Source organism: Bacteroides sp. MSSM.1001136sp1_RTP21357st2_D2_RTP21359_211015 (genome assembly GCF_040913205.1).
GTDB classification, from domain to species: Bacteria; Bacteroidota; Bacteroidia; order Bacteroidales; family Bacteroidaceae; genus Bacteroides; species Bacteroides ovatus.
In genome coordinates, this window is record NZ_JBDFVF010000001.1 from 67,563 (window position 1) to 86,965 (window position 19,403).

Sequence of the window (19,403 nt, forward strand, 5' to 3'; positions counted from 1 at the left end):
CAAAGATAGAGGGTCTTAAAGAAATAGGAAATCCCCATTTATAATGGAAGATTTGTCTCCTTCTCATTATAAATGGGGATATATGGAATAAAAAATGGTCGATCTTTTTAATGGTGGAACAAGCGGATGCCTGTAAATGCCATTGCCATATTGTATTTGTCGCAAGTTCCAATCACATGATCGTCACGTACTGATCCGCCCGGTTGTGCAATATAGCTGACGCCACTCTTGTGTGCGCGTTCTATATTATCTCCGAATGGGAAGAATGCATCTGATCCTAAAGCTACGCCTGTCATCGTATCCAACCATGCCCGTTTTTCTTCGCGTGTCAGTATTTCAGGCTTTTCAGTGAAGAACTGTTGCCAGATACCGTCTGCCAGTACGTCGTCATAATCTTCCGAAATGTAAACGTCAATCGTATTGTCACGGTCTGCACGACGGATTTTTTCAATCCATGGCAAGTTCATCACTTTCGGGTGTTGGCGTAAATACCAGATATCTGCTTTATTTCCTGCCAGGCGCGTACAGTGAATACGTGACTGTTGGCCTGCGCCAATACCGATTGCCTGTCCGTCTTTGGCATAACATACAGAATTGGATTGTGTATATTTTAAAGTGATTAAGGCAATGATTAAGTCGCGTTTTGCATCAGCCGGGATTTCCTTGTTCTGCGTAGGCATCTCTTTCAAAAGACTTTCATCGATCTTCAATTCGTTTCTTCCTTGTTCGAAAGTTACTCCGAATACATCTTTATGTTCGATAGGAGCCGGGCGGTATGCAGGATCTATCTTTATTACATTATAGGTTCCTTTTCTTTTATTCTTTAGAATCTCCAGTGCTTCGGGAGTATAGTCAGGAGCAATGACGCCGTCGGATACTTCACGGTTGATGATGCGTGCTGTTTCTTCGTCACAAGTGTCGGACAATGCGATAAAGTCTCCGTAAGACGACATACGGTCTGCTCCACGTGCACGGGCGTATGCTGTAGCCAATGGAGATAGTTTCATGTCATCGACAAAATAAATCTTCTTCAGCGTGTCGCTCATTTCTACCGCAACAGCAGCACCTGCAGGGCTGACATGTTTAAAAGAAGCGGCAGCCGGCAGTCCGGTAGCTTCTTTCAGTTCTTTCACTAGTTGCCAACTGTTGAATGCATCCAATAGATTGATATAACCGGGACGTCCATTCAATACTTCGATGGGGAGTTCGCCTTCTTTTATGAAGATACGGGCAGGCTTTTGATTAGGGTTGCAGCCGTATTTCAGTTCGAGTTCGTTTGCCATTTTATTAATTACAAATTACGAGTTACTAATTACAAATTGATAGCGACAAAATTACTAAAAAAAGACTAGCTTGCCTAAAGTTACGCTACAAAATAGTAGCATATAATTAGTATTTGGCTATTTCCGGCGAATTAAAATACCTATAAATGATGATTGTATTTCAGCAAAATATTCCGTTCCTTTGCAGTCTCTAATATAAATAGGTATGATGGATAATTTACAAAAATATAAGCCAACTGATAAGATGATTGATCTCATCAGCGATAATTATTCTTTGTTGCAAGTGATGAGTCGTTTTGGGCTTTCGTTGGGGTTCGGTGACAAGACAGTCAAGGAGGTGTGTGAACTGAATGGAGTAGACTGCCGGACCTTTCTGATTGTAGTCAACTTTATGGCTGAAGGCTTTTCCCGGCTCGATGGAGATAAAGATGATATTTCCATACCTGCATTGATTGATTATCTGCGGCAGGCACATATTTATTTTCTGGATTTTTCTCTTCCCGCTATTCGTCGTAAATTGATCGAGGCAATCGACTGTTCGCAAGACGATGTTGCTTTTCTCATCCTTAAGTTTTTCGATGAATATACACGAGAGGTGCGTAAGCACATGGATTATGAAGAGAAAACCGTATTTAAGTATGTCGATTCATTGATTAAAGGAGTTGCTCCCAAAAACTATCAGATCAGTACATTTTCCAAGCATCACGATCAGGTAGGGGAGAAATTGACAGAACTGAAAAATATCATTATTAAATATTGCCCTGCCAAAACAAATGAAAATCTTTTGAACGCGGCTCTTTTCGACATATATGCTTGCGAAGCCGGACTGGAATCTCATTGCAAGGTTGAGGACTATATTTTTGTTCCTGCTATTCTGAATTTGGAAAGGAGGATTAGGGAAAATGAAAAATAACGAAGTAGTTCGAATAGCTATTGCAGAGACCTCTGTAATTATTCGTGGTGGGTTGACTGCTGCATTGAAGCGTCTTTCTAACGTAAAAGTACAACCAATAGAATTACTGTCTGTTGAAGCTTTGCACGATTGCGTCCGAACGCAATGTCCCGAGATGTTGATTGTCAATCCTACTTTTGGTGATTACTTTGATGTAGCTAAGTTTCGAGAAGAAATATCCGGTAAAAGAATACGTTTAATAGCGTTGGTTACTTCTTTTGTAGATGCTTCATTATTGGGTAAGTATGATGAGTCTATTTCGATATTCGATGATTTGGAAACTCTTTCTAAGAAAATTGCAGGTTTATTGAATGTGGTTTCCGAAGAAGAAGAGATGGATAATCAGGATACGCTTAGCCAGCGGGAAAAGGAAATCGTCATCTGTGTGGTGAAGGGAATGACAAATAAGGAAATAGCGGAAAAGCTTTTTTTGTCGATTCATACAGTGATTACACACCGAAGAAATATTAGCAAAAAATTGCAAATACATAGTGCTGCCGGTTTGACTATCTATGCTATTGTAAATAAGCTGGTTGCATTGAGCGATGTGAAAGATTTATAGCCTGCGGAAGTGTTATAAAATATAAAACCGTTTGCGTACACGAAAAATATTCGTACCTTTGCAAAGCAGTTGAGAAATTGCTGTTAGTTTATAAGGTAAAAGAAAATATTAAATAAGGTATTAGATTAGACAGTTTAAGGTATTAAAAGTTTTTTAGTTTAGTTCAATAGGATAAGTTTTTAGTAGAAGGTAAAAGGATAACAATAGGTAAGACGTTTTTAGGTAAAAAGAAGATTAGTTTTCAGGAAATTTGAGGTACTATGGAAAAGCCTTTAGGCTTTTCTGATGCAGTGGCGAGTGGTTCTATAAAAAGAATTAGCTCGTTTTTTATTTATATGGGATTTAAGTCTGTGGATTGGATTAAGGTAATAAAAAACAAAATCCCGACGAAATCGCTTCGGCGGGACTCTATTTCATTTTTTACTTAAATGTGGCTACGTAATAAAATTATGACTAATTAATTCAATTCTGATACTGCAAAGATAATGCGTTTCAGAATGTGTCACAATCACCTTTATGAGGTATATTCTGTAGCTATTCTCACTATTTATGGTTAGTAGCAGGTGTTTTCTCTACTTTTTTCCACTCTTTAGTCTCGAAATCGTATGTTTTTATGATTCTTGCAGGGCATCCGGCACATATTGAATAGGGTGGGACGGAATGACTGACTACACTTCCGGCGGCCACTACGCAATGTTTCCCTAAAGTTACTCCCGGTAGAATGACCGAATTGGCACCTACCCATACATCATCTTCGATGACAACAGGCAGTGTGCTGACACCTTGTTCGTCAATCATCTTTTCTGCATCCTGATAATTATGGTTGAGTCCTGTGACCGTTACATTCTGTGCCAGGTTGACATGATTGCCAATATTAACCGGACCTATGATTGTGTTTCTCAATCCGATGCGTGTATAATCTCCGATTGTCAAGTCGCCAACTGCATTATTCAGACAAGAGAAGTCTTCGACAACAGAATATTTACCCAAAGAGAATCGGTTGAAAGGAGGGAGGTCTTTGCGTACACTCCGATAGATGACAGAACCCTTTCCGCGTTTCAGGTATATGAAATCGAAGAGCCGTATCCACCAATTAGGGCGAGTTTTAACGGGGTGCATGATAAAACGATGTACAGCCTGTTTTAAGCCGGGGTTTTCTTTAATTCGCTGTTTAAGTGTTTTCTTCTCCATATTGAATGTTTTTTCTTCTTTTTGTCCTCTACCAGATAATCAGGAATTGCCAGGCTATAAGTGATTAATAGACCGAAAAGTGCAATCCACCATCCGAATGATAAGGTCCAATTATATACGGTAATCAACGAAGTCCAAATACTTACGAAGATACATAATTTAAGTGGAGAAGGCGTTAATTGTTGTACGATCCGGTTGCAGAAACTCCAGTTTCCTTCAAATATGGAAGGGAGTAAGTAGGAAGTTGTTTTCCGGATACGTTTACGGTAAGGACAGGCGGGTGCGGACTGGCAATAAACAATCACATCCGGCAAGTAGTCAATGTATATATTCTGTCGGAATAATTTTCGTTCGATATTAGTCTTAGAACTTTTCATGTTCTTTTGCAGCCATTTTAGGTCGATTGCCATATTAGTTCCCAATAAATTGGATGACAGTCCGAATTGTGTATTGCCGGCTCTACAGAGGCTGTTTTTTATTTCCTCACGTATAGCCCGGAAGCGATTACGGATGCCTTTGCGGTTTTCTACTATCGTATGTAGTTGGATGGCTTGTACACCGGCATCATAGGCATTATATATCTTATTCAGGAATTGCGGAGATAAAGCGCATGCTGTATTGGACAGGAAGAGAACCAGATCATATCGTTCCTGATCTAAACTGTTGATTGCCTGATATAGATCGCTGTATGTGATAAACTCGTACTCTTCTTCTTTATACACATCCGGAAGAATACTTCCCTCCGGAACGAGAATGGCACAACCATATTCCTTTTGAGCCTTCGGGTAGGTGATATGTTTGAAATGTGAGGCTATGGCCATCACAAAGAGGTATAGGAGCAAAAGCCCTGTACAGAAGAATACCAGATCATCTATTATGTAGATATAAGAGTCTATCATCTGGAAGGAGATTATACGTTCTCTTTTTGAATGAATGCAGTAACTGTTTTCAGAATAATCTTTATATCCAACCAGAAAGAGAATGTCTTTGCATAGGTGATATCCAATTGCTTGCGTTCTTCAGCAGAAAGTTTACCGGCTTCGCCTCTTTTCTCTACCTGCCATAAACCGGTCAATCCGGCCGGACCCATGAAACGGTCGATGTGTTCATCGCTTGTCAGCAACTCGGCTTCATAGAGTGGGAGAGGGCGGTTGCCTACTATTGACATATCCCCTTTTAAAATATTAATAAGCTGGGGTAACTCGTCAATACTATATTTACGTATAATACGTCCAATCTTAGTTATTCGAGGGTCATTTTCCAGCTTAACGAAAGCATTGCTTTTTTCCTTGGACTTCTTGTTTATGTAGTCTTCTTCGGAGATTACGAAATCGTCAGATATCAAGAGGATTTCTTCTTCATCGATTTCTTCATTCACTTCCGCTTCCGGTTCTTCTCCCCAAATATCCTCATCTTCCTGCTGATATTGGTTAAGGGCATTGAAATCCTTTAAATGCTTGTCTGCATCAGTATACATCGAACGGAATTTAAGAAAGTCGAATATCTGATAATTACTTCCTACGCGCTTGGATTTGTAGATAATAGGACCCTTACTTTCTATCCGGATAGCTAGTGCAGTAAATATTAAGAGAGGAGAAAGACATAATATCGCCATTCCTGAAAAGAAAATATCAAAGGTTCTTTTCCATAAAGGCAGGCGGAAAGCATTTATATTTTGTGCTTTAAGTTGAAGTGCCTTTATTTTCTGATCTTTTCTTCGTTTAAGGAAAGTTGATAAATCTTTTAAAGCCTCCTGGCTTGTTTCATATTTTATCGTATTGTTGATACCGGCTTTAAGGTATTCGGATGCTTCTTCCTTAGATAAGGAGTCGATAACGAGTACCATATAAAGCCCCGGATACTTTTTATGCATGTATTGGATATCTGCAATATCTTTGGATATGTTCACTTGTTCGAAAAATAGAGCTGCGTCATATTTTTCGCGTATTTTCTCCAATACTTTGACAGCTTTGCTACAATTGGGTGCAGCATAGAATACCCCAATACTTAGTCGGGAGAGTAGTTCTATTGTTTTGCTATCTCTGCCTATATAAACAAAATATTGCATGTGTAGAAGACCCGGTATTAGTCAATAATCTTTTTGATTCGGATTTTGAGTTCCAAAGGGTTGAATGGTTTCAGGATATAGTCTTCTGCTCCTTCTTCCAATAGTCTGATTCTTTCCGTTGTACTTTCCTCACTGGATAACATAACGATAGGAATTGACTTGAATAATTCATTGTTCTTCATGTATCTTAAGAATTCATCCCCCATCATGAGAGGCATACGAATGTCTGAAATAATGAGGTCAGGTACATTGCCTTCATTAAGCCATTCTATTGCTTTGATGGGATCTTCCAAATAGGTAAAATCATACTCTTTTCCTAGATACACACCGGCCACTTTTCCGATTGTCGATTTATCGTCGACTAGTAATATTTTTTTCTTCATACGAATAGACCTTTCTATCGCTTGCTTTGTTATTTGATTTATAGATTAAGATTGTTGTCACATAATATTTGTGATACACTGCAAATATAGATATTATTTTAGAATAATCCCCAATCAGGAGAGTAAAATTCGTGATATATCTTTTTTTTCTATTAATTGCAACTTACAGCATCTTAATGAAAAAACACGGATTCCATAAAAACTGGAATCCGTGTTAAAGATTAATTGTTAGGCTTATTTATATACTCTTGATGAATCAAAAGTTTTCCACCATTCTTCATTCTTAGTACCGCCACTGGTCACCCAACTTTCGAATAACGAGTAAGCTGATTTGATATTCACATATTCCAAAGGCCATTTGAAGTCTGTCGGAACCATGATTCCCCATGCCAGGTTATCTTTGCTGATGTAATATCTCTTGCGGGAAGTAGAACTATCGTCGTTGTTGCCTCCGAACAAGTCGGTATTTGCCAACTTAGTTGGTTGATAACCGACAATATGAATCTCCTTACGCTGGTTTCTGTTTCCTTCTACGAAAATGAAAACATTCAGTTTATTGATATTAAGCTCATCCACAGAGATAGGATTGCTGAACTTTATAGTGAAACTGATATTTTTAGGACTCGTATTGGCAGAGTGACCTGCAATCGTATTGATCTGTTCGTAACGGTCTCTTCCCAATGCTTTGTGAGCATCGTCAAATAATGGAATAACCGCATAGTCCTGTCCGTTCTCAATCAGATTACTATTCACATTGAAACCTTTAAAAAGAGAGTTGTCACTGAATTCCACCGGCTGCGTAATGGCACTGGCAGGAACACCGTCCAGCATGATAGCAGCTCCAATACTCTTGGTAGCTCCGGCAGCCGATAAATCAAGACTTAACGTGAACTCTTCTGCCTTATTGCTCTTATTGATGGAGATCTTTCTTTCCTTGATAATCAGAACAAGGTCGTTCATATCGTAATCCCCATATAAAGGCCATTGGTCTTCAAACAGATAAGCATAATTGCGATTATCATCCATGATGATCGGGAACTTAGGATCTTCAGGATCTCCTCCTTCATTTCCACCATTTTTAATTCCTGTACAAACATCGATGATGACTTTAGAGTCTCCCATTTTGGTGAAGTATGGGCCATTCAGTACATGGAAGTTTTCCCACCATTGGTTCTTTTCAACGTGGCTATCACATTCAATAACCAAATTTCCATCATATGTGAAACCTTGTCCGGTGATAACCGGTGATTTTATCATAGAAGTATTTTCGCCTTTTCCATAAAACTTGGCATAACCGGGAGGTATGCTGATACTTGTCGTAGCATCCAGCATAGAACCATCACTTAAATTTACTGTTCCATTAACAAACTCCATTTTAGGAGCTTTCAAATATCCTTGAGTAAAGTTAAACGTCGCTCCGTTGGCATAGAAAGAAGTCGTTGCTTCCATGCTACAAGCGTTGTTGACAGTCGTATTGGTGAGACTGATGGTTGTAAACTTCATGATGTTGTTGTTGGTAGCAACAGCGTCGGAATTTGCAATTAATTTCTCTCCATAAATCTCTCCGTTATTTTCCAAAGAGAAATTAGACGGCAGATTTAATTCTCCTTCCAAACTGATTTTATTGTCATTTACAATTTTCGTATTGGAATTGATTGAGATATTCTTGCTGGTTATGGTTCCTTTGTTGTAGAGTGTTGCACCGGAATGTAGTGTCATTGTGTTCGCTACAGTCAGTGCACCCCAGTTTCTTAATGCAGCAGGCGCTCCATTGGTGAATGATATATCCTCTGCATTCACTTCTCCCTTTTCCATAATGGTCAACATGGAGTTTCTAATGAACGTCATGGTTCCTGATGCTTCAATTTTAGCATTATTCATCACAATGATTTCAATACCGTTTTGGAATTGGAATGTTGCGGGAATCGTCCATTTAGCATCTACATAAACTTTGGTTGCAATTTCACCGTCATAACCGTCAAACTTGAATGTGCCGGCATAGTCAGAGGTGATTTTGTAAGAAGCATCACGCAGCAAAGTGGTTCCTGACATTTCAGTCACTTCTTTTGCATTAGCAGGTATGGAATAGTAATCCGGCTTTTCAAATGAAAGGCCTCTTGTAGCAGCGGCACGACTCATCAACGCTCTATTTTGTGCAGTAGATCCTGCATAATAGAGTTTACAGGTAATATTATCGCTGTTTTCCGGCACATCGAACTGATATACCTGTTCACGTCCTCTAGGGTCGGTTTGCTTCACATAAATACCCTTTTGAGTTGGCAGCAGACTGACAGCGGTTGTAAATTTAAAGTTGTTTTCTTTATTAGCTGTCCTTGCAGCGAGCACGGAAGCGCTTTCATTAGTCAAAGGATCTTCTGCATATATTTCAACTAAATAAGCAAATAGTCCTCCTTCTTCATCTTTCACTTCGACCGAGACATTTTTAGTGGTTATCATGTTCCAATCGATATCATCGGGAGCAGCAAAGCCATCTCCCATCGGGTTAGGTGTTTCGTAAGACGGATCATAGAGATCCTTTCCAGAGTCAACACAACTAGACATAGTACCTGCCATCGCTATTGCAATGATGGGTACAAATTGAATTGTTTTCTTCATCATAATGTATTATTGCTTGATTGTTTGTAACCAAATCCATCACAAAAATAACTGCATATCTTTTATTGGAAATGTTTTTTCTGTTATTTTATGGAGTGAAAACAACTATACTTCCGTTTTGGTTCTTCTTTGGCTCTTTTAGGTTTGATTCGGTCTTGATGATGATGAAGAGAAATCCCCTGATTTTCACTTTTATACAACTGTTTAAAATGAAAATCAGGGGGTTACAATAGATGGATTTAACTTAAGACTTGGTGATTTCTCCTATTAAGCAGGAGTTCATTTTATATCGGATATCCTTGTTGGGTAATCCATGTCCCAATAAAAACATGAGCTTTGTTATGGCACATTCGGGGGTACTGTCATATCCACTGATTACACCTGCTTCCAGAAGATGCATTCCTGTTTCGTAACGTCCCATTTCTACTGCTCCGGAGGCACATTGTGTAATGTTGACAATGATAATTCCACGATCGGTAGCTTCCTTTAGTTGGCGGATGAACCATTCTTTTTGCGGAGCATTTCCCGAACCGAAGGTTTTCATGACAACCGCTTTCAATCCCGGAACATGAAGCAGAGAAGTCACGATACTCTCTTGAATGCCCGGAAAAAGCGTTAGAATAACTACATTGGTGTCAAACAGGTAATGCGGCTTTAACGGTTTTGTCGGGTCTGGTTTTCGAATGAGATTAGGCTCATATTTAATGTGGATACCTACCCGTGCCAATGGCGGATAATTGAAAGAGCGGAAAGCATTGAAATTCTCCGCATTGATTTTGGTGGTACGGTTGCCACGCATCAAATGATTCTCAAAGAAAATACAAACCTCCGGAACAATGGCTGTACCATCCGGATTTTTAGCTGCTGCAATTTCGATGGCTGTGATGAGGTTTTCCTTTCCGTCTGTGCGCAAAGTCCCGATCGGGAGCTGGGAACCTGTGAGGATGACAGGTTTGCTTAGATTTTCGAGCATGAAACTTAGTGCAGAGGCAGTGTAAGCCATTGTGTCTGTTCCGTGAAGGATGACGAAACCATCGAAATAATCATAATTGTAATTGATGATCTTTACCAGTTTTGCCCAGTAAGCAGGTTCCATGTCCGAAGAGTCGAGAGGGGGATCGAATTGGTAGGAGGAAATGCGGTAGTTGAATCTTTTCAGTTCGGGGACGTGCTTAAGCAAATGATCGAAGTTGAAATTTTCTAAGGCACCTGTTTCCGGATTCTCTATCATTCCGATAGTCCCACCCGTGTAAATTAACAAAACGGAAGGAGTTTCTGCTCTCATAATTGTTGAATTACTGTTAAAACATTGGCAAAGATACGGATTAAATGCGAATAATGAGTGCTAAACGACGAATTATATAAAGTTGGAAGGACAAGACTATAAAAAATATCTATGTTGCATTTTTGCGATATGTAGTATGAAAAAATGTCCCCATCTTTGGGGCAGGTTGGACGAAGTGTCCGGCTTTAAATAAAAAACGAAAGAGAAAATGAAAAATGACCGGTATTTTCCGTTAGAAATCTGTTTTTGGGCAGGCGACAATTTGAGCGTCATGATGTATCAGATAGGGGGAGTGCAACTTGTAGGGATTTATGTGTTGTTGCTGTATCTGTGTGCAAAGAATGACTACAGCAAATCAGTGGTTAATAGTATGCAAAAACCAGTGGAAAAAAGTGCAGTGGAAAAAAACTCTGAAACGCCGATGGATAAAGGGCAAAAACCGAATGAAACTCAAGAGAGTAGAGTAGAAGAGAAATATTACTACTGTTGTAAACAACAGCAGCAATATTGGCGAGGAAAGGAAGACTGCTGCTGTTGTTGTTCGGACTTCGGATTCGGTGAATGACAGGGGCAACGAGATTGTCAGCCCACGCCTCGATCCTGTTCAGTCCACGTCTTGTTTTTGTTCAGCTCACGGCTTGTCTCTGCTCGTCCCACGGGTGAAGTACGGCCTCCCCACGGCTTGCAGAAATAGCCCCACGGTTTGCGGAAATAGCCCTGCGGCCTGCGGAAATTTTCATCCGAGGCTCTTACTTCAGGGCTTCTTTCAGTCTGGTAATCGCCTTTTCCGGGTCTTTTTCTTCTTCGAGCAGAGTGACGAACTTACTGCCGATGATAGCTCCGGAAGCGTGTTCGCAAGCTGCTTGGAATGTTGCTTTATTGGAGATACCAAATCCCACCATCAACGGATTGTTCAGATGCATACCTTCAATCTTTTTGAAGTAAGCCCGTTTTTGTTCGTTGAAATCTTGTTGCGCTCCGGTGGTTGCTGCTGATGAAACCATATAAATAAATCCGTCGGTATGTGTATCTATCTCGCGTACCCGTTCTTCGCTGGTTTCCGGTGTGATGAGCATAATCACTCTGATGTTATAGCGTTCGGCAATGATACGATAATGTTCTTGGTAATCACGGAAAGGGAGATCAGGGATAATGACGCCGTCGATACCACATTCCACACATTTACGGCAGAAATTCTCAAATCCGAATTGCATGATTGGGTTTAAATATCCCATAAGCACAAGTGGGATTTTTACGTCCTTGCGAATATCCCGTAATTGTTCAAAAAGAAGTTTTAGAGACATACCATTGCGCAATGCCTGCGTAGCGGCATTCTGAATAACAATGCCATCTGCCATCGGATCACTGAAAGGAATGCCGACTTCAATCATACTCACTCCGTGCTTTTCGAGCGTGCGGATTACATCAGCGGTACCATCCAAAGTAGGAGTACCGGCACAAAAATAAATAGAAAGTATGTCTTTCTTGTTGCTATTGAAAAGTTGATTAATTCTATTCATGACGTTGGAATTTTTAGATTATGATTTTAATTCGTTTAAAAATGTCCGGATACGCTCCGGATCCTTTTCTCCCGGTTTCAATTCAAAACGGCTGTTGAGATCGTATCCGGCAAGCCGGGGATGTTTAAACTCTTTCAGGGCATTGGCACTGTATGAGTTAATGCCTCCGCTCAATAGGAAGGGTACATGTCCATTGTACATATCCAGGATACTCCAGTCGAATTGATTTCCCGAACCACCATATTGTTCGCATTTGGTATCGAACAGAAAAAGATCACAGACTTTTTCGTAGTCATATACCTTTCTCAAATCTTTGGGACGGTCTACTGAAAAAGCCTTGATGATTTTCAATCCAGTGGAATGTAAGGACCGGCAGTATTCGGGCGATTCATTTCCGTGGAGCTGTACATAATTCAGTCCGAAACGATCAGCATACATGCTGATTATCTGCTTGTCTTCGTTGACGAAAACTCCGACACGTCGGGCATGAATGGGCAAGTAAGCCGGAAGCTCGTAGACATATCGGGGAGATTTAGGATAGAAGATGAATCCCAGCATATCTATGCCTTCGATAGACTCTACGTCCTGTATGTTTTCAGCTTCACGCATACCGCATACTTTGATAATTTTTCCGTTAATCATAGGGCTGTCCGTTTTGAATAATTAGTTTATTGGATTGCTTGCAGGAAATTCTGTAAAGTTTCTCCCGGTTGCTGTGTTTTCATAAATGTTTCACCGATCAGGAATCCACGGAATCCGGCTGCCCGAAGTCGGTTTACTATTTCCGGATCGGAGATGCCGCTTTCGGATACCAATACAGCATCTTGGGGAAGCTGTCCGGCCAAGCGGAAAGAGTTTTCTACATCAGTGAAGAAAGTACCCAGATTACGATTGTTGATTCCTACCATATCTATTTTCTTGTCGATGTATATTAATTCCTCGGAGCTATGAATCTCCAGAAGAACTTCCAGACCTAGTTCATGAGCTTTTTCTGCAAGTTCATTACATTTCTCCGGTTCTAATGCGGCTGCGATAAGAAGTACGGCATCGGCACCGACAATTTTGGCTTGATAAAGCTGGTATTCGTCAATGATGAAGTCCTTCCTAAGAATGGGGATCTCTACCAAAGGGCGTGCAGTGCGGATGTCCTTCAGGCTTCCTCCGAAAAATTTCTCGTCGGTGAGGATGGAAAGGGCAGAAGCTCCTGCTGCTGCATAGGAGGGAACAATTTCTTCCGGGCATGCTTCTTCCTTTATCCATCCTTTGGATGGAGACCGACGCTTGAATTCAGCGATAATACCCGATGCAGATGAGGCTAATGCCTGCTTCATAGAACGAGAGGTCGGAACTTCGCTGATACCTTCCTGTAATTGCTCGATGGAGATAGCCTGCTTTTGCAGGTCAACTTCAAATCGTTTGTTTGCTATAATCTCTGATAATATATCTTTCATTGATGTGGGATTATTAATTGTAAATGATGGATTTGCAAAAATAAAACATTAACTGTTCAATTCAATGAATTTTTTTAGGGTAGCTAATGCGCGTCCACTTTCCAATGACTCTTTGGAGAGAGCAATACATTCTTCAATAGTCTTCTCCGGACAAATCACATGGATGGCGAAAGCTGAATTGACTACCACTACATTTTTTTGAGCTTCTGTAGCCGTGTTATTCATGATCTGGTCGAAAATCTTAGCTGCATCTTCCGGTGTTTGTCCACCATCCAGGTCAGTTTCCTTATAGCGGGAGAATCCGAGACTCTCGGGAGCGTAAATCTTTTCATGATCGCTGGTCGCCACTTTAAACTCATTTGTCAGAGAGATTTCGTCATATCCGTCGAGACTATGAACAACGGCAAATTTCGTCTTGCTTTCCTGATAAGTATAGGTATAGAGGCGAAGTAACGGGAGGTTGTAAACTCCTAAAAGCTGATAGGCCGGTAATACCGGATTAACCAACGGACCGAGCATATTAAAGAAAGTGCGCACTGCCAATCCTTTACGAACCGGAGCAACTGCCTTTAATGCCGGATTGAATAAAGGAGCATGCAGATAGGCAAGATTACATTTCTCCATGCTACGGCGCAGTTGATCGACGTTACTGGTGAACTTTACACCGTGTTGCTCCATTACATTACTGGCACCGCTGACTGATGTTGCTCCGTAATTACCATGTTTCACAACCGGGAAACCGGCTCCGGCAACAGTAAAACAGGAAGCTGTAGAAATATTAAATGTATTTTTTCCATCACCTCCGGTTCCTACGATATCTATCGGAGCAAATTCACTTAAATCAACCGGAATACGCATTTCAAGCAATGCATCGCGGAAACCGCATAATTCTTCCACAGAGATATTACGCATCAGAAAGACGGTAATTAAAGAGGCTACCTGTACATCATTATATTTTCCTTGTGCGATGTTCTGTAAAATGGTGCGAGCCTCATCGCGTCCCAAATATTGATGTTCGAAAAGTTTGTATAGAATCTGTTTCATAAGTTTAATCGTTTAAGAAGTTTTTAATAATTTCTTTTCCTTGCGGAGTTAATACTGATTCGGGATGGAACTGAATACCATGTACATTGTAGGTCTTATGGCGGATTGCCATGATTTGTCCTTCCTGACTTTCTGCCGTTATTTCCAGGCAATCGGGAAAACCTTCCCGGCTGACTACCCAGGAATGGTATCTTCCAACAGGGATTTCTTTTCCCAACCCTTCAAAAAGCAAATCCTGGTGAAGGATGGTAATCGGAGTCTGTACCCCATGATATACTTCTTTGAGATTTTCCAGACGTGCTCCGAAAGCTTCGCCGATGGCTTGATGACCGAGGCAGACACCCAGAATGCTTTTGGTCGGAGCATATCTTTTAATAATAGGTAATAGCAGTCCGGCCTCTTCGGGTATGCCCGGTCCGGGAGACAGGATGATTTTATCAAATCGGTCTACTTCATCAAGCTCTATCTGGTCGTTGCGAACTACTTCTACATCTGTAGCCCCTAATTCTTTCACTGCGTGCAGTAGGTTATAAGTGAAAGAGTCGTAGTTATCTAAAAGTAATATTTTCATTTTTATTGTCATTGTAAAATGGTTGTTCAAATACTATCTCTGCTTTCAATTTTTTAATTTGACAGCTAAATCAATCGCCTTTTTCAGTGCTCCCAGTTTGTTGTTCACCTCTTGCAGTTCATATTCATCCTGACTGCGTGCTACAATACCTCCTCCGGCTTGGAACCAGAGTTCATTGTTGCGGCTTACAAAAGTACGGATAGTGATAGCCTGATTTAATTCGCCGTTCAATCCGATAAAACCGATACAGCCACCATAGGCTCCACGATTATGTGGTTCGATTTCGCTGATTAACTGCATAGCGCGTACTTTGGGAGCACCGCTTAATGTGCCGGCAGGAAACGTATCAATAAACGTTTTTATTTTATCTGCACCCTCATTCAACATACCGCTGACACGGCTTACCAGGTGAATGACATGACTATAATATTGTGGTTCCTTATAGAATAGTACGCGTACATCATGACAATTACGGGAAAGGTCGTTTCTGGCAAGATCAACCAGCATGACATGCTCTGCATTTTCTTTAGGGTCAGCCAATAAAGCTTCTGTCAGTTCCCGGTCTTTTACTACATCTCCGGTACGGCGGGTAGTTCCGGCAATCGGATCGATGTAAGCACGACCATCTTCGATTTTGCAATGTGTTTCCGGTGAAGAACCGAAGATGCGGTATCCTCCGAAATCGAAGTAGAAAAGATAAGGAGAAGGATTGATGCTGCGGAGTGCGCGGTACACTTTGAAATCATCTCCGGCATAAGGTTGGATAAATCTTCTGGAAAGTACGATTTGGAAAACATCTCCACGCATACAGTGCGCGATTCCTTTGCGGACATTGGCTTTATGCTCCTCGTCGGTGATAGGGCTGGTAACGGGACCTGTTACAGAGAAGTTGTAAGAAGCATAATTCCGGTTTTCGATGGCTGCTTCCAGTTCCGGTAAGCCGCTTTCTTCTCCTTCGGACAACATTTCAACGAGTGTCAATTCATTTTTGAAATGATTGAAAACAATGACGTACTTATATAATATGTATAGCAAATCCGGAGCGTCATTTTGCTCATCGTGACTTTCTTTCACCGGGATGTGCTCGAAGTATTTCACAGCGTTGAACGTCGTGTATCCGTAAAGTCCACATACATTCTTATTATCCCCGGTCACCTGGAATTGATTGATAAACCGGTTCATGGCCTTTTCTACATGGAAGGTTTTTGTCAGGGGGTCTTCCGTGCGGCTGTTATCGGGATAGTTGGCAGTGACAATGCCGCCGTTTATACCGATACTTGCCAGGGGACAGAGGGCTATAAATGACAAGGAATTTTCTCCGGCATGATAGTCGGAACTTTCCATTAATGCAGATTGCGGATACATGTCGCGCACTTTCAGGTAAATGCTGACAGGAGTATGCATATCTCCGAGCACTTGTTTGCTATGAGTTGTATAATTAAATGTTTTCATTTCTATAATTGCTTGATTATTGATTACGAATGATGGTTTACTAATTACTTATTGCTGTTCATTAAACGATAAATAGGTTTCAATATCTTTGTCTCCTCGTCCTGAAACAGTCAATACAACGATATCTTCCGGTTTGAACTTCAATTTTCTCAAAGCTCCTAATGCATGGGCGGATTCCAGTGCAGGGATAATACCTTCGAGTTTAGTCAGTTCGTAAGCGGCTTCTATTGCTTCGTCGTCATTGATTGCCAAAACGTTGGCACGTCTTTGTGCGGCAAGATTGGCGTGTATCGGACCAATGCCCGGATAATCCAGTCCGGCGGAAATCGAGTAAGGCTCTTCAATCTGTCCGTCTTCGTTTTGGATGACGTAAGTACGCGCTCCGTGGATAATTCCCATTTTACCGAGTTGGATGGTGGCGGCGGTCATTCCGGTTTCTATTCCTTTACCTCCGGCTTCCGCCAGAATGATGCCTACCCGTTCATCATTGATATAATGATAAATCGTTCCGGCAGCATTACTTCCTCCTCCAACGCAGGCTATCAGATAATCCGGATAGTCACGTCCTTCTTTTTCTTGCAGTTGTTTTTTTATTTCTTCGCTGATAACAGATTGCAGGCGTGCCACCATATCAGGATAAGGATGAGGGCCTACGGTAGAGCCGATAATATAATAAGTGTCGGCAGGATGGCAACACCAGTCGCGGATCGCTTCGTTGGTTGCGTCTTTCAAGGTCATGTTTCCGGAAGTAACGGGAATAACGGTAGCTCCCAGCATTTTCATTTTCTCCACATTGATATGTTGGCGTTCTACATCCGTCTTTCCCATATAAACGATACATTCCATATCCATCAACGCACATACGGTAGCTGTTGCTACTCCATGTTGTCCGGCTCCGGTTTCGGCGATGATGCGTTTCTTTCCCATGCGGCGTGCCAGCAAGATTTGTCCGATGGTGTTGTTGATTTTGTGTGCACCGGTATGATTCAGGTCTTCCCGTTTCAGATACAACTTGCAACCATACTTTTCGGAAAGGCGTTTTGCCAGATAGAGTGGGGAAGGGCGTCCTACGTAGTCGCGTAATAATTGCTCAAATTCCTTTTTAAACTCTTCGCTTTCAATCACTTCGAGGTACTTGTTTGTCAGTTCCTCAACACATTTGTGGAGGATTTCCGGTACATAAGCACCACCGAATTCTCCGTAATAGCCATCCTGGTCAACTAAAAAACTTTTCATAATCCTATCTATTTTTTATGTTATTATCTAAATCTGTTCGAAAATGGGCAAATAAAAAGAGCCCTGTCGCAAGTTGCGACAGGGCTCTTTCAAATCTGTTATATCTTTAATGAGGTATATACATACGAGCACTGCTCCCTTACGACTGTCGGAGTTGTAACGGGTGCCACCACCAATATGTATTTACTAACATTGTTCTCATTGTCTTTTGTAATTTTATGGGGGCAAATATAGACACTTTGTTTGAAACAGCAAACAAAAAATGACTTTTTTTCTCTTTTGCCTTCATTTTTCTGATATAGAACAATTTTCAACCTGAACTGTTCTTATAAATATTGAATATTTAAACAAAAACAATTATGAAACAGAGAAAAGTTTTAGTAGGTATCGCTATTGCCATTTTCATTATATTATTATTGTATTGGTTATTGGTAGCAGAGGATATGAAACCCTGGTTGTCGGCTATGGTTCCTTCCGTGGCACAACAATTCTTCGCTTGATTCTGACAGGGTTCGGATAAATCATATATCTTTGCAAGGATAGTGACTAATAACCAAAATAATAACAATAGACTAAGATATGGAAAATTTTATTTTTCAAAATCCCGTGAAACTGATAATGGGAAAAGGGATGATTGCTCGGTTGGCTAAAGAAATACCGTCCGACAAGCGTATTATGATTACTTTTGGCGGTGGAAGCGTGAAGAAAAACGGAGTGTACGATCAGGTAAAGGAAGCATTGAAGAATCATTTTACAGTAGAATTCTGGGGAATCGAACCCAATCCTGCCATTGAAACTCTCCGTAAAGCTATTGCTTTGGGAAAAGAAGAGAAAGTAGATTATCTGCTGGCTGTTGGTGGTGGTTCCGTTATTGACGGTACGAAATTGATTTCCGCAGGAATCCTGTATGATGGTGATGCCTGGGATTTAGTACTTGCCGGACGTCCAGTCACTCATACTGTACCTCTTGCCACTGTATTGACTTTGCCCGCTACCGGTTCGGAGATGAATAACGGGGCAGTTATTTCCCGTCGTGAAACAAAAGAGAAATATCCTTTTTATGCTAACTATCCAATCTTCTCTATTCTTGACCCGGAAGTAACTTTTACCTTGCCTCCTCATCAGGTGGCCTGTGGTTTGGCTGATACCTTTGTTCATGTGATGGAGCAATATATGACTACTCCCGGGCAGAGCCGCATTATGGATCGTTGGGCGGAAGGCATTTTACAAACTTTGGTAGAAATAGCTCCGAAAATCCGTGAAAACCAGCATGATTATCAACTGATGGCTGATTTTATGCTTTCGGCTACAATGGCATTGAATGGATTTATTGCTATGGGAGTGTCGCAAGACTGGGCAACTCACATGATTGGTCATGAAATTACTGCTTTGCACGGATTGACACATGGTCATACGTTAGCCATTGTTCTTCCTGCCACTTTACAGGTGCTTCATGAAGAAAAAGGAGATAAACTTTTGCAGTATGGTGAAAGAGTCTGGGGAATTACTTCCGGTACGCGAGAAGAACGGATTGATGAAGCGATTTGTCATACCGAAGAGTTCTTTCGTTCGCTTGGGCTGACTACACGTTTGCATGAAGAGAACATCGGACAGGATACTATTCTGGAAATCGAACGCCGATTCAATGAACGTGGTGCTAAATATGGAGAGAATGGAAATGTAACGGGTGCTGTTGCCCGCAGGATATTAGAGACTGCACTTTAAGCATACTCTTACATTAAAAATATAGGATAAAGAGGATATTGGAACATACTTTTCACAATATCCT

The 19,403-nt window shown here is 41.0% G+C and carries 19 protein-coding genes; 5 read left to right on the plus strand and 14 right to left on the minus strand.

Features of this window, described 5'->3' with window-relative positions:
* Positions 1-107 precede the first annotated feature (107 nt).
* On the minus strand, positions 108-1,283 hold the full coding sequence (locus AB5217_RS00270) for a phosphoribosylaminoimidazolecarboxamide formyltransferase (protein ID WP_004300121.1): 1,176 nt from the start codon (positions 1,281-1,283) through the stop codon (positions 108-110).
* A gap of 208 nt (positions 1,284-1,491) precedes the next feature.
* Here AB5217_RS00270 and AB5217_RS00275 point away from each other — a divergent pair, with 208 nt between their 5' ends.
* Entirely contained in the window at positions 1,492-2,196 is a 705-nt protein-coding gene (locus AB5217_RS00275; RefSeq protein WP_004311871.1) for a hemerythrin domain-containing protein, read from the plus strand.
* Positions 2,186-2,797 (plus strand): helix-turn-helix transcriptional regulator, encoded by a 612-nt coding sequence (locus tag AB5217_RS00280; RefSeq protein ID WP_004300118.1) that lies wholly within the window; start codon positions 2,186-2,188, stop codon positions 2,795-2,797. The genes AB5217_RS00275 and AB5217_RS00280 overlap by 11 nt, the downstream gene beginning before the upstream one ends.
* Before the next feature lie 543 nt (positions 2,798-3,340).
* Here AB5217_RS00280 and AB5217_RS00285 read toward each other — a convergent pair.
* The 6 genes from AB5217_RS00285 to AB5217_RS00310 form a co-directional block, all read right to left on the minus strand.
* Entirely contained in the window at positions 3,341-3,988 is a 648-nt protein-coding gene (locus AB5217_RS00285; protein ID WP_004303727.1) for an acyltransferase, read from the minus strand.
* Positions 3,940-4,887 carry a glycosyltransferase family 2 protein gene (locus AB5217_RS00290; protein WP_004317854.1) on the minus strand — a complete coding sequence of 316 codons (948 nt, stop codon included), beginning with the start codon at positions 4,885-4,887 and terminating at the stop codon, positions 3,940-3,942. Before AB5217_RS00290 ends, AB5217_RS00285 begins: the two co-directional genes overlap by 49 nt.
* Before the next feature lie 11 nt (positions 4,888-4,898).
* The gene (locus AB5217_RS00295) at positions 4,899-6,056 is read right to left on the minus strand and encodes a sugar transferase (protein ID WP_032854221.1); all 1,158 of its coding nucleotides are present in this window, start codon (positions 6,054-6,056) and stop codon (positions 4,899-4,901) included.
* Between the two features lie 17 nt (positions 6,057-6,073).
* Complete coding sequence (locus tag AB5217_RS00300; protein ID WP_004300114.1) at positions 6,074-6,439, minus strand: PleD family two-component system response regulator; 366 nt, start codon at positions 6,437-6,439, stop codon at positions 6,074-6,076.
* Between the two features lie 234 nt (positions 6,440-6,673).
* The gene (locus tag AB5217_RS00305) at positions 6,674-9,058 is read right to left on the minus strand and encodes an LruC domain-containing protein (RefSeq protein ID WP_004317858.1); all 2,385 of its coding nucleotides are present in this window, start codon (positions 9,056-9,058) and stop codon (positions 6,674-6,676) included.
* A 241-nt stretch (positions 9,059-9,299) separates the two neighbouring features.
* A complete protein-coding gene (locus AB5217_RS00310) occupies positions 9,300-10,340 on the minus strand; it encodes an asparaginase (RefSeq protein WP_004300111.1) in 1,041 nt (346 codons plus the stop codon).
* 208 nt (positions 10,341-10,548) lie between these two features.
* Between AB5217_RS00310 and AB5217_RS00315 the strand changes: the two genes are divergently transcribed.
* The gene (locus AB5217_RS00315) at positions 10,549-10,905 is read left to right on the plus strand and encodes a hypothetical protein (RefSeq protein ID WP_004317860.1); all 357 of its coding nucleotides are present in this window, start codon (positions 10,549-10,551) and stop codon (positions 10,903-10,905) included.
* A 184-nt stretch (positions 10,906-11,089) separates the two neighbouring features.
* Here the strand turns inward: AB5217_RS00315 and trpA are convergent, their stop codons facing one another.
* The 7 genes from trpA to trpB are packed head-to-tail and all read right to left on the minus strand — an operon-like array spanning position 11,090 to position 17,614.
* Positions 11,090-11,860, minus strand: a complete 771-nt coding sequence (trpA, locus tag AB5217_RS00320) for a tryptophan synthase subunit alpha (RefSeq protein WP_004303723.1) — start codon at positions 11,858-11,860, stop codon at positions 11,090-11,092.
* Between the two features lie 18 nt (positions 11,861-11,878).
* Positions 11,879-12,502, minus strand: coding sequence for a phosphoribosylanthranilate isomerase (locus tag AB5217_RS00325; protein WP_004317863.1), 624 nt, complete (start codon positions 12,500-12,502; stop codon positions 11,879-11,881).
* 26 nt (positions 12,503-12,528) lie between these two features.
* A complete protein-coding gene (trpC, locus tag AB5217_RS00330) occupies positions 12,529-13,311 on the minus strand; it encodes an indole-3-glycerol phosphate synthase TrpC (RefSeq protein WP_004303722.1) in 783 nt (260 codons plus the stop codon).
* 48 nt (positions 13,312-13,359) lie between these two features.
* Positions 13,360-14,355, minus strand: a complete 996-nt coding sequence (trpD, locus tag AB5217_RS00335) for an anthranilate phosphoribosyltransferase (RefSeq protein ID WP_004317865.1) — start codon at positions 14,353-14,355, stop codon at positions 13,360-13,362.
* A gap of 4 nt (positions 14,356-14,359) precedes the next feature.
* Entirely contained in the window at positions 14,360-14,926 is a 567-nt protein-coding gene (locus tag AB5217_RS00340) for an anthranilate synthase component II (protein WP_008651733.1), read from the minus strand.
* Positions 14,927-14,971: 45 nt separating this feature from the next.
* A complete protein-coding gene (locus AB5217_RS00345; protein ID WP_032846146.1) occupies positions 14,972-16,378 on the minus strand; it encodes an anthranilate synthase component I family protein in 1,407 nt (468 codons plus the stop codon).
* A 48-nt stretch (positions 16,379-16,426) separates the two neighbouring features.
* Positions 16,427-17,614, minus strand: a complete 1,188-nt coding sequence (gene trpB / locus AB5217_RS00350) for a tryptophan synthase subunit beta (RefSeq protein ID WP_004303719.1) — start codon at positions 17,612-17,614, stop codon at positions 16,427-16,429.
* A 359-nt stretch (positions 17,615-17,973) separates the two neighbouring features.
* Here trpB and AB5217_RS00355 point away from each other — a divergent pair, with 359 nt between their 5' ends.
* Together AB5217_RS00355 and AB5217_RS00360 are read left to right on the plus strand one after the other, a co-directional pair.
* Positions 17,974-18,114, plus strand: a complete 141-nt coding sequence (locus AB5217_RS00355; RefSeq protein WP_004300101.1) for a hypothetical protein — start codon at positions 17,974-17,976, stop codon at positions 18,112-18,114.
* Between the two features lie 79 nt (positions 18,115-18,193).
* Complete coding sequence (locus AB5217_RS00360) at positions 18,194-19,339, plus strand: iron-containing alcohol dehydrogenase (protein WP_004300100.1); 1,146 nt, start codon at positions 18,194-18,196, stop codon at positions 19,337-19,339.
* Positions 19,340-19,403: the final 64 nt, after the last annotated feature.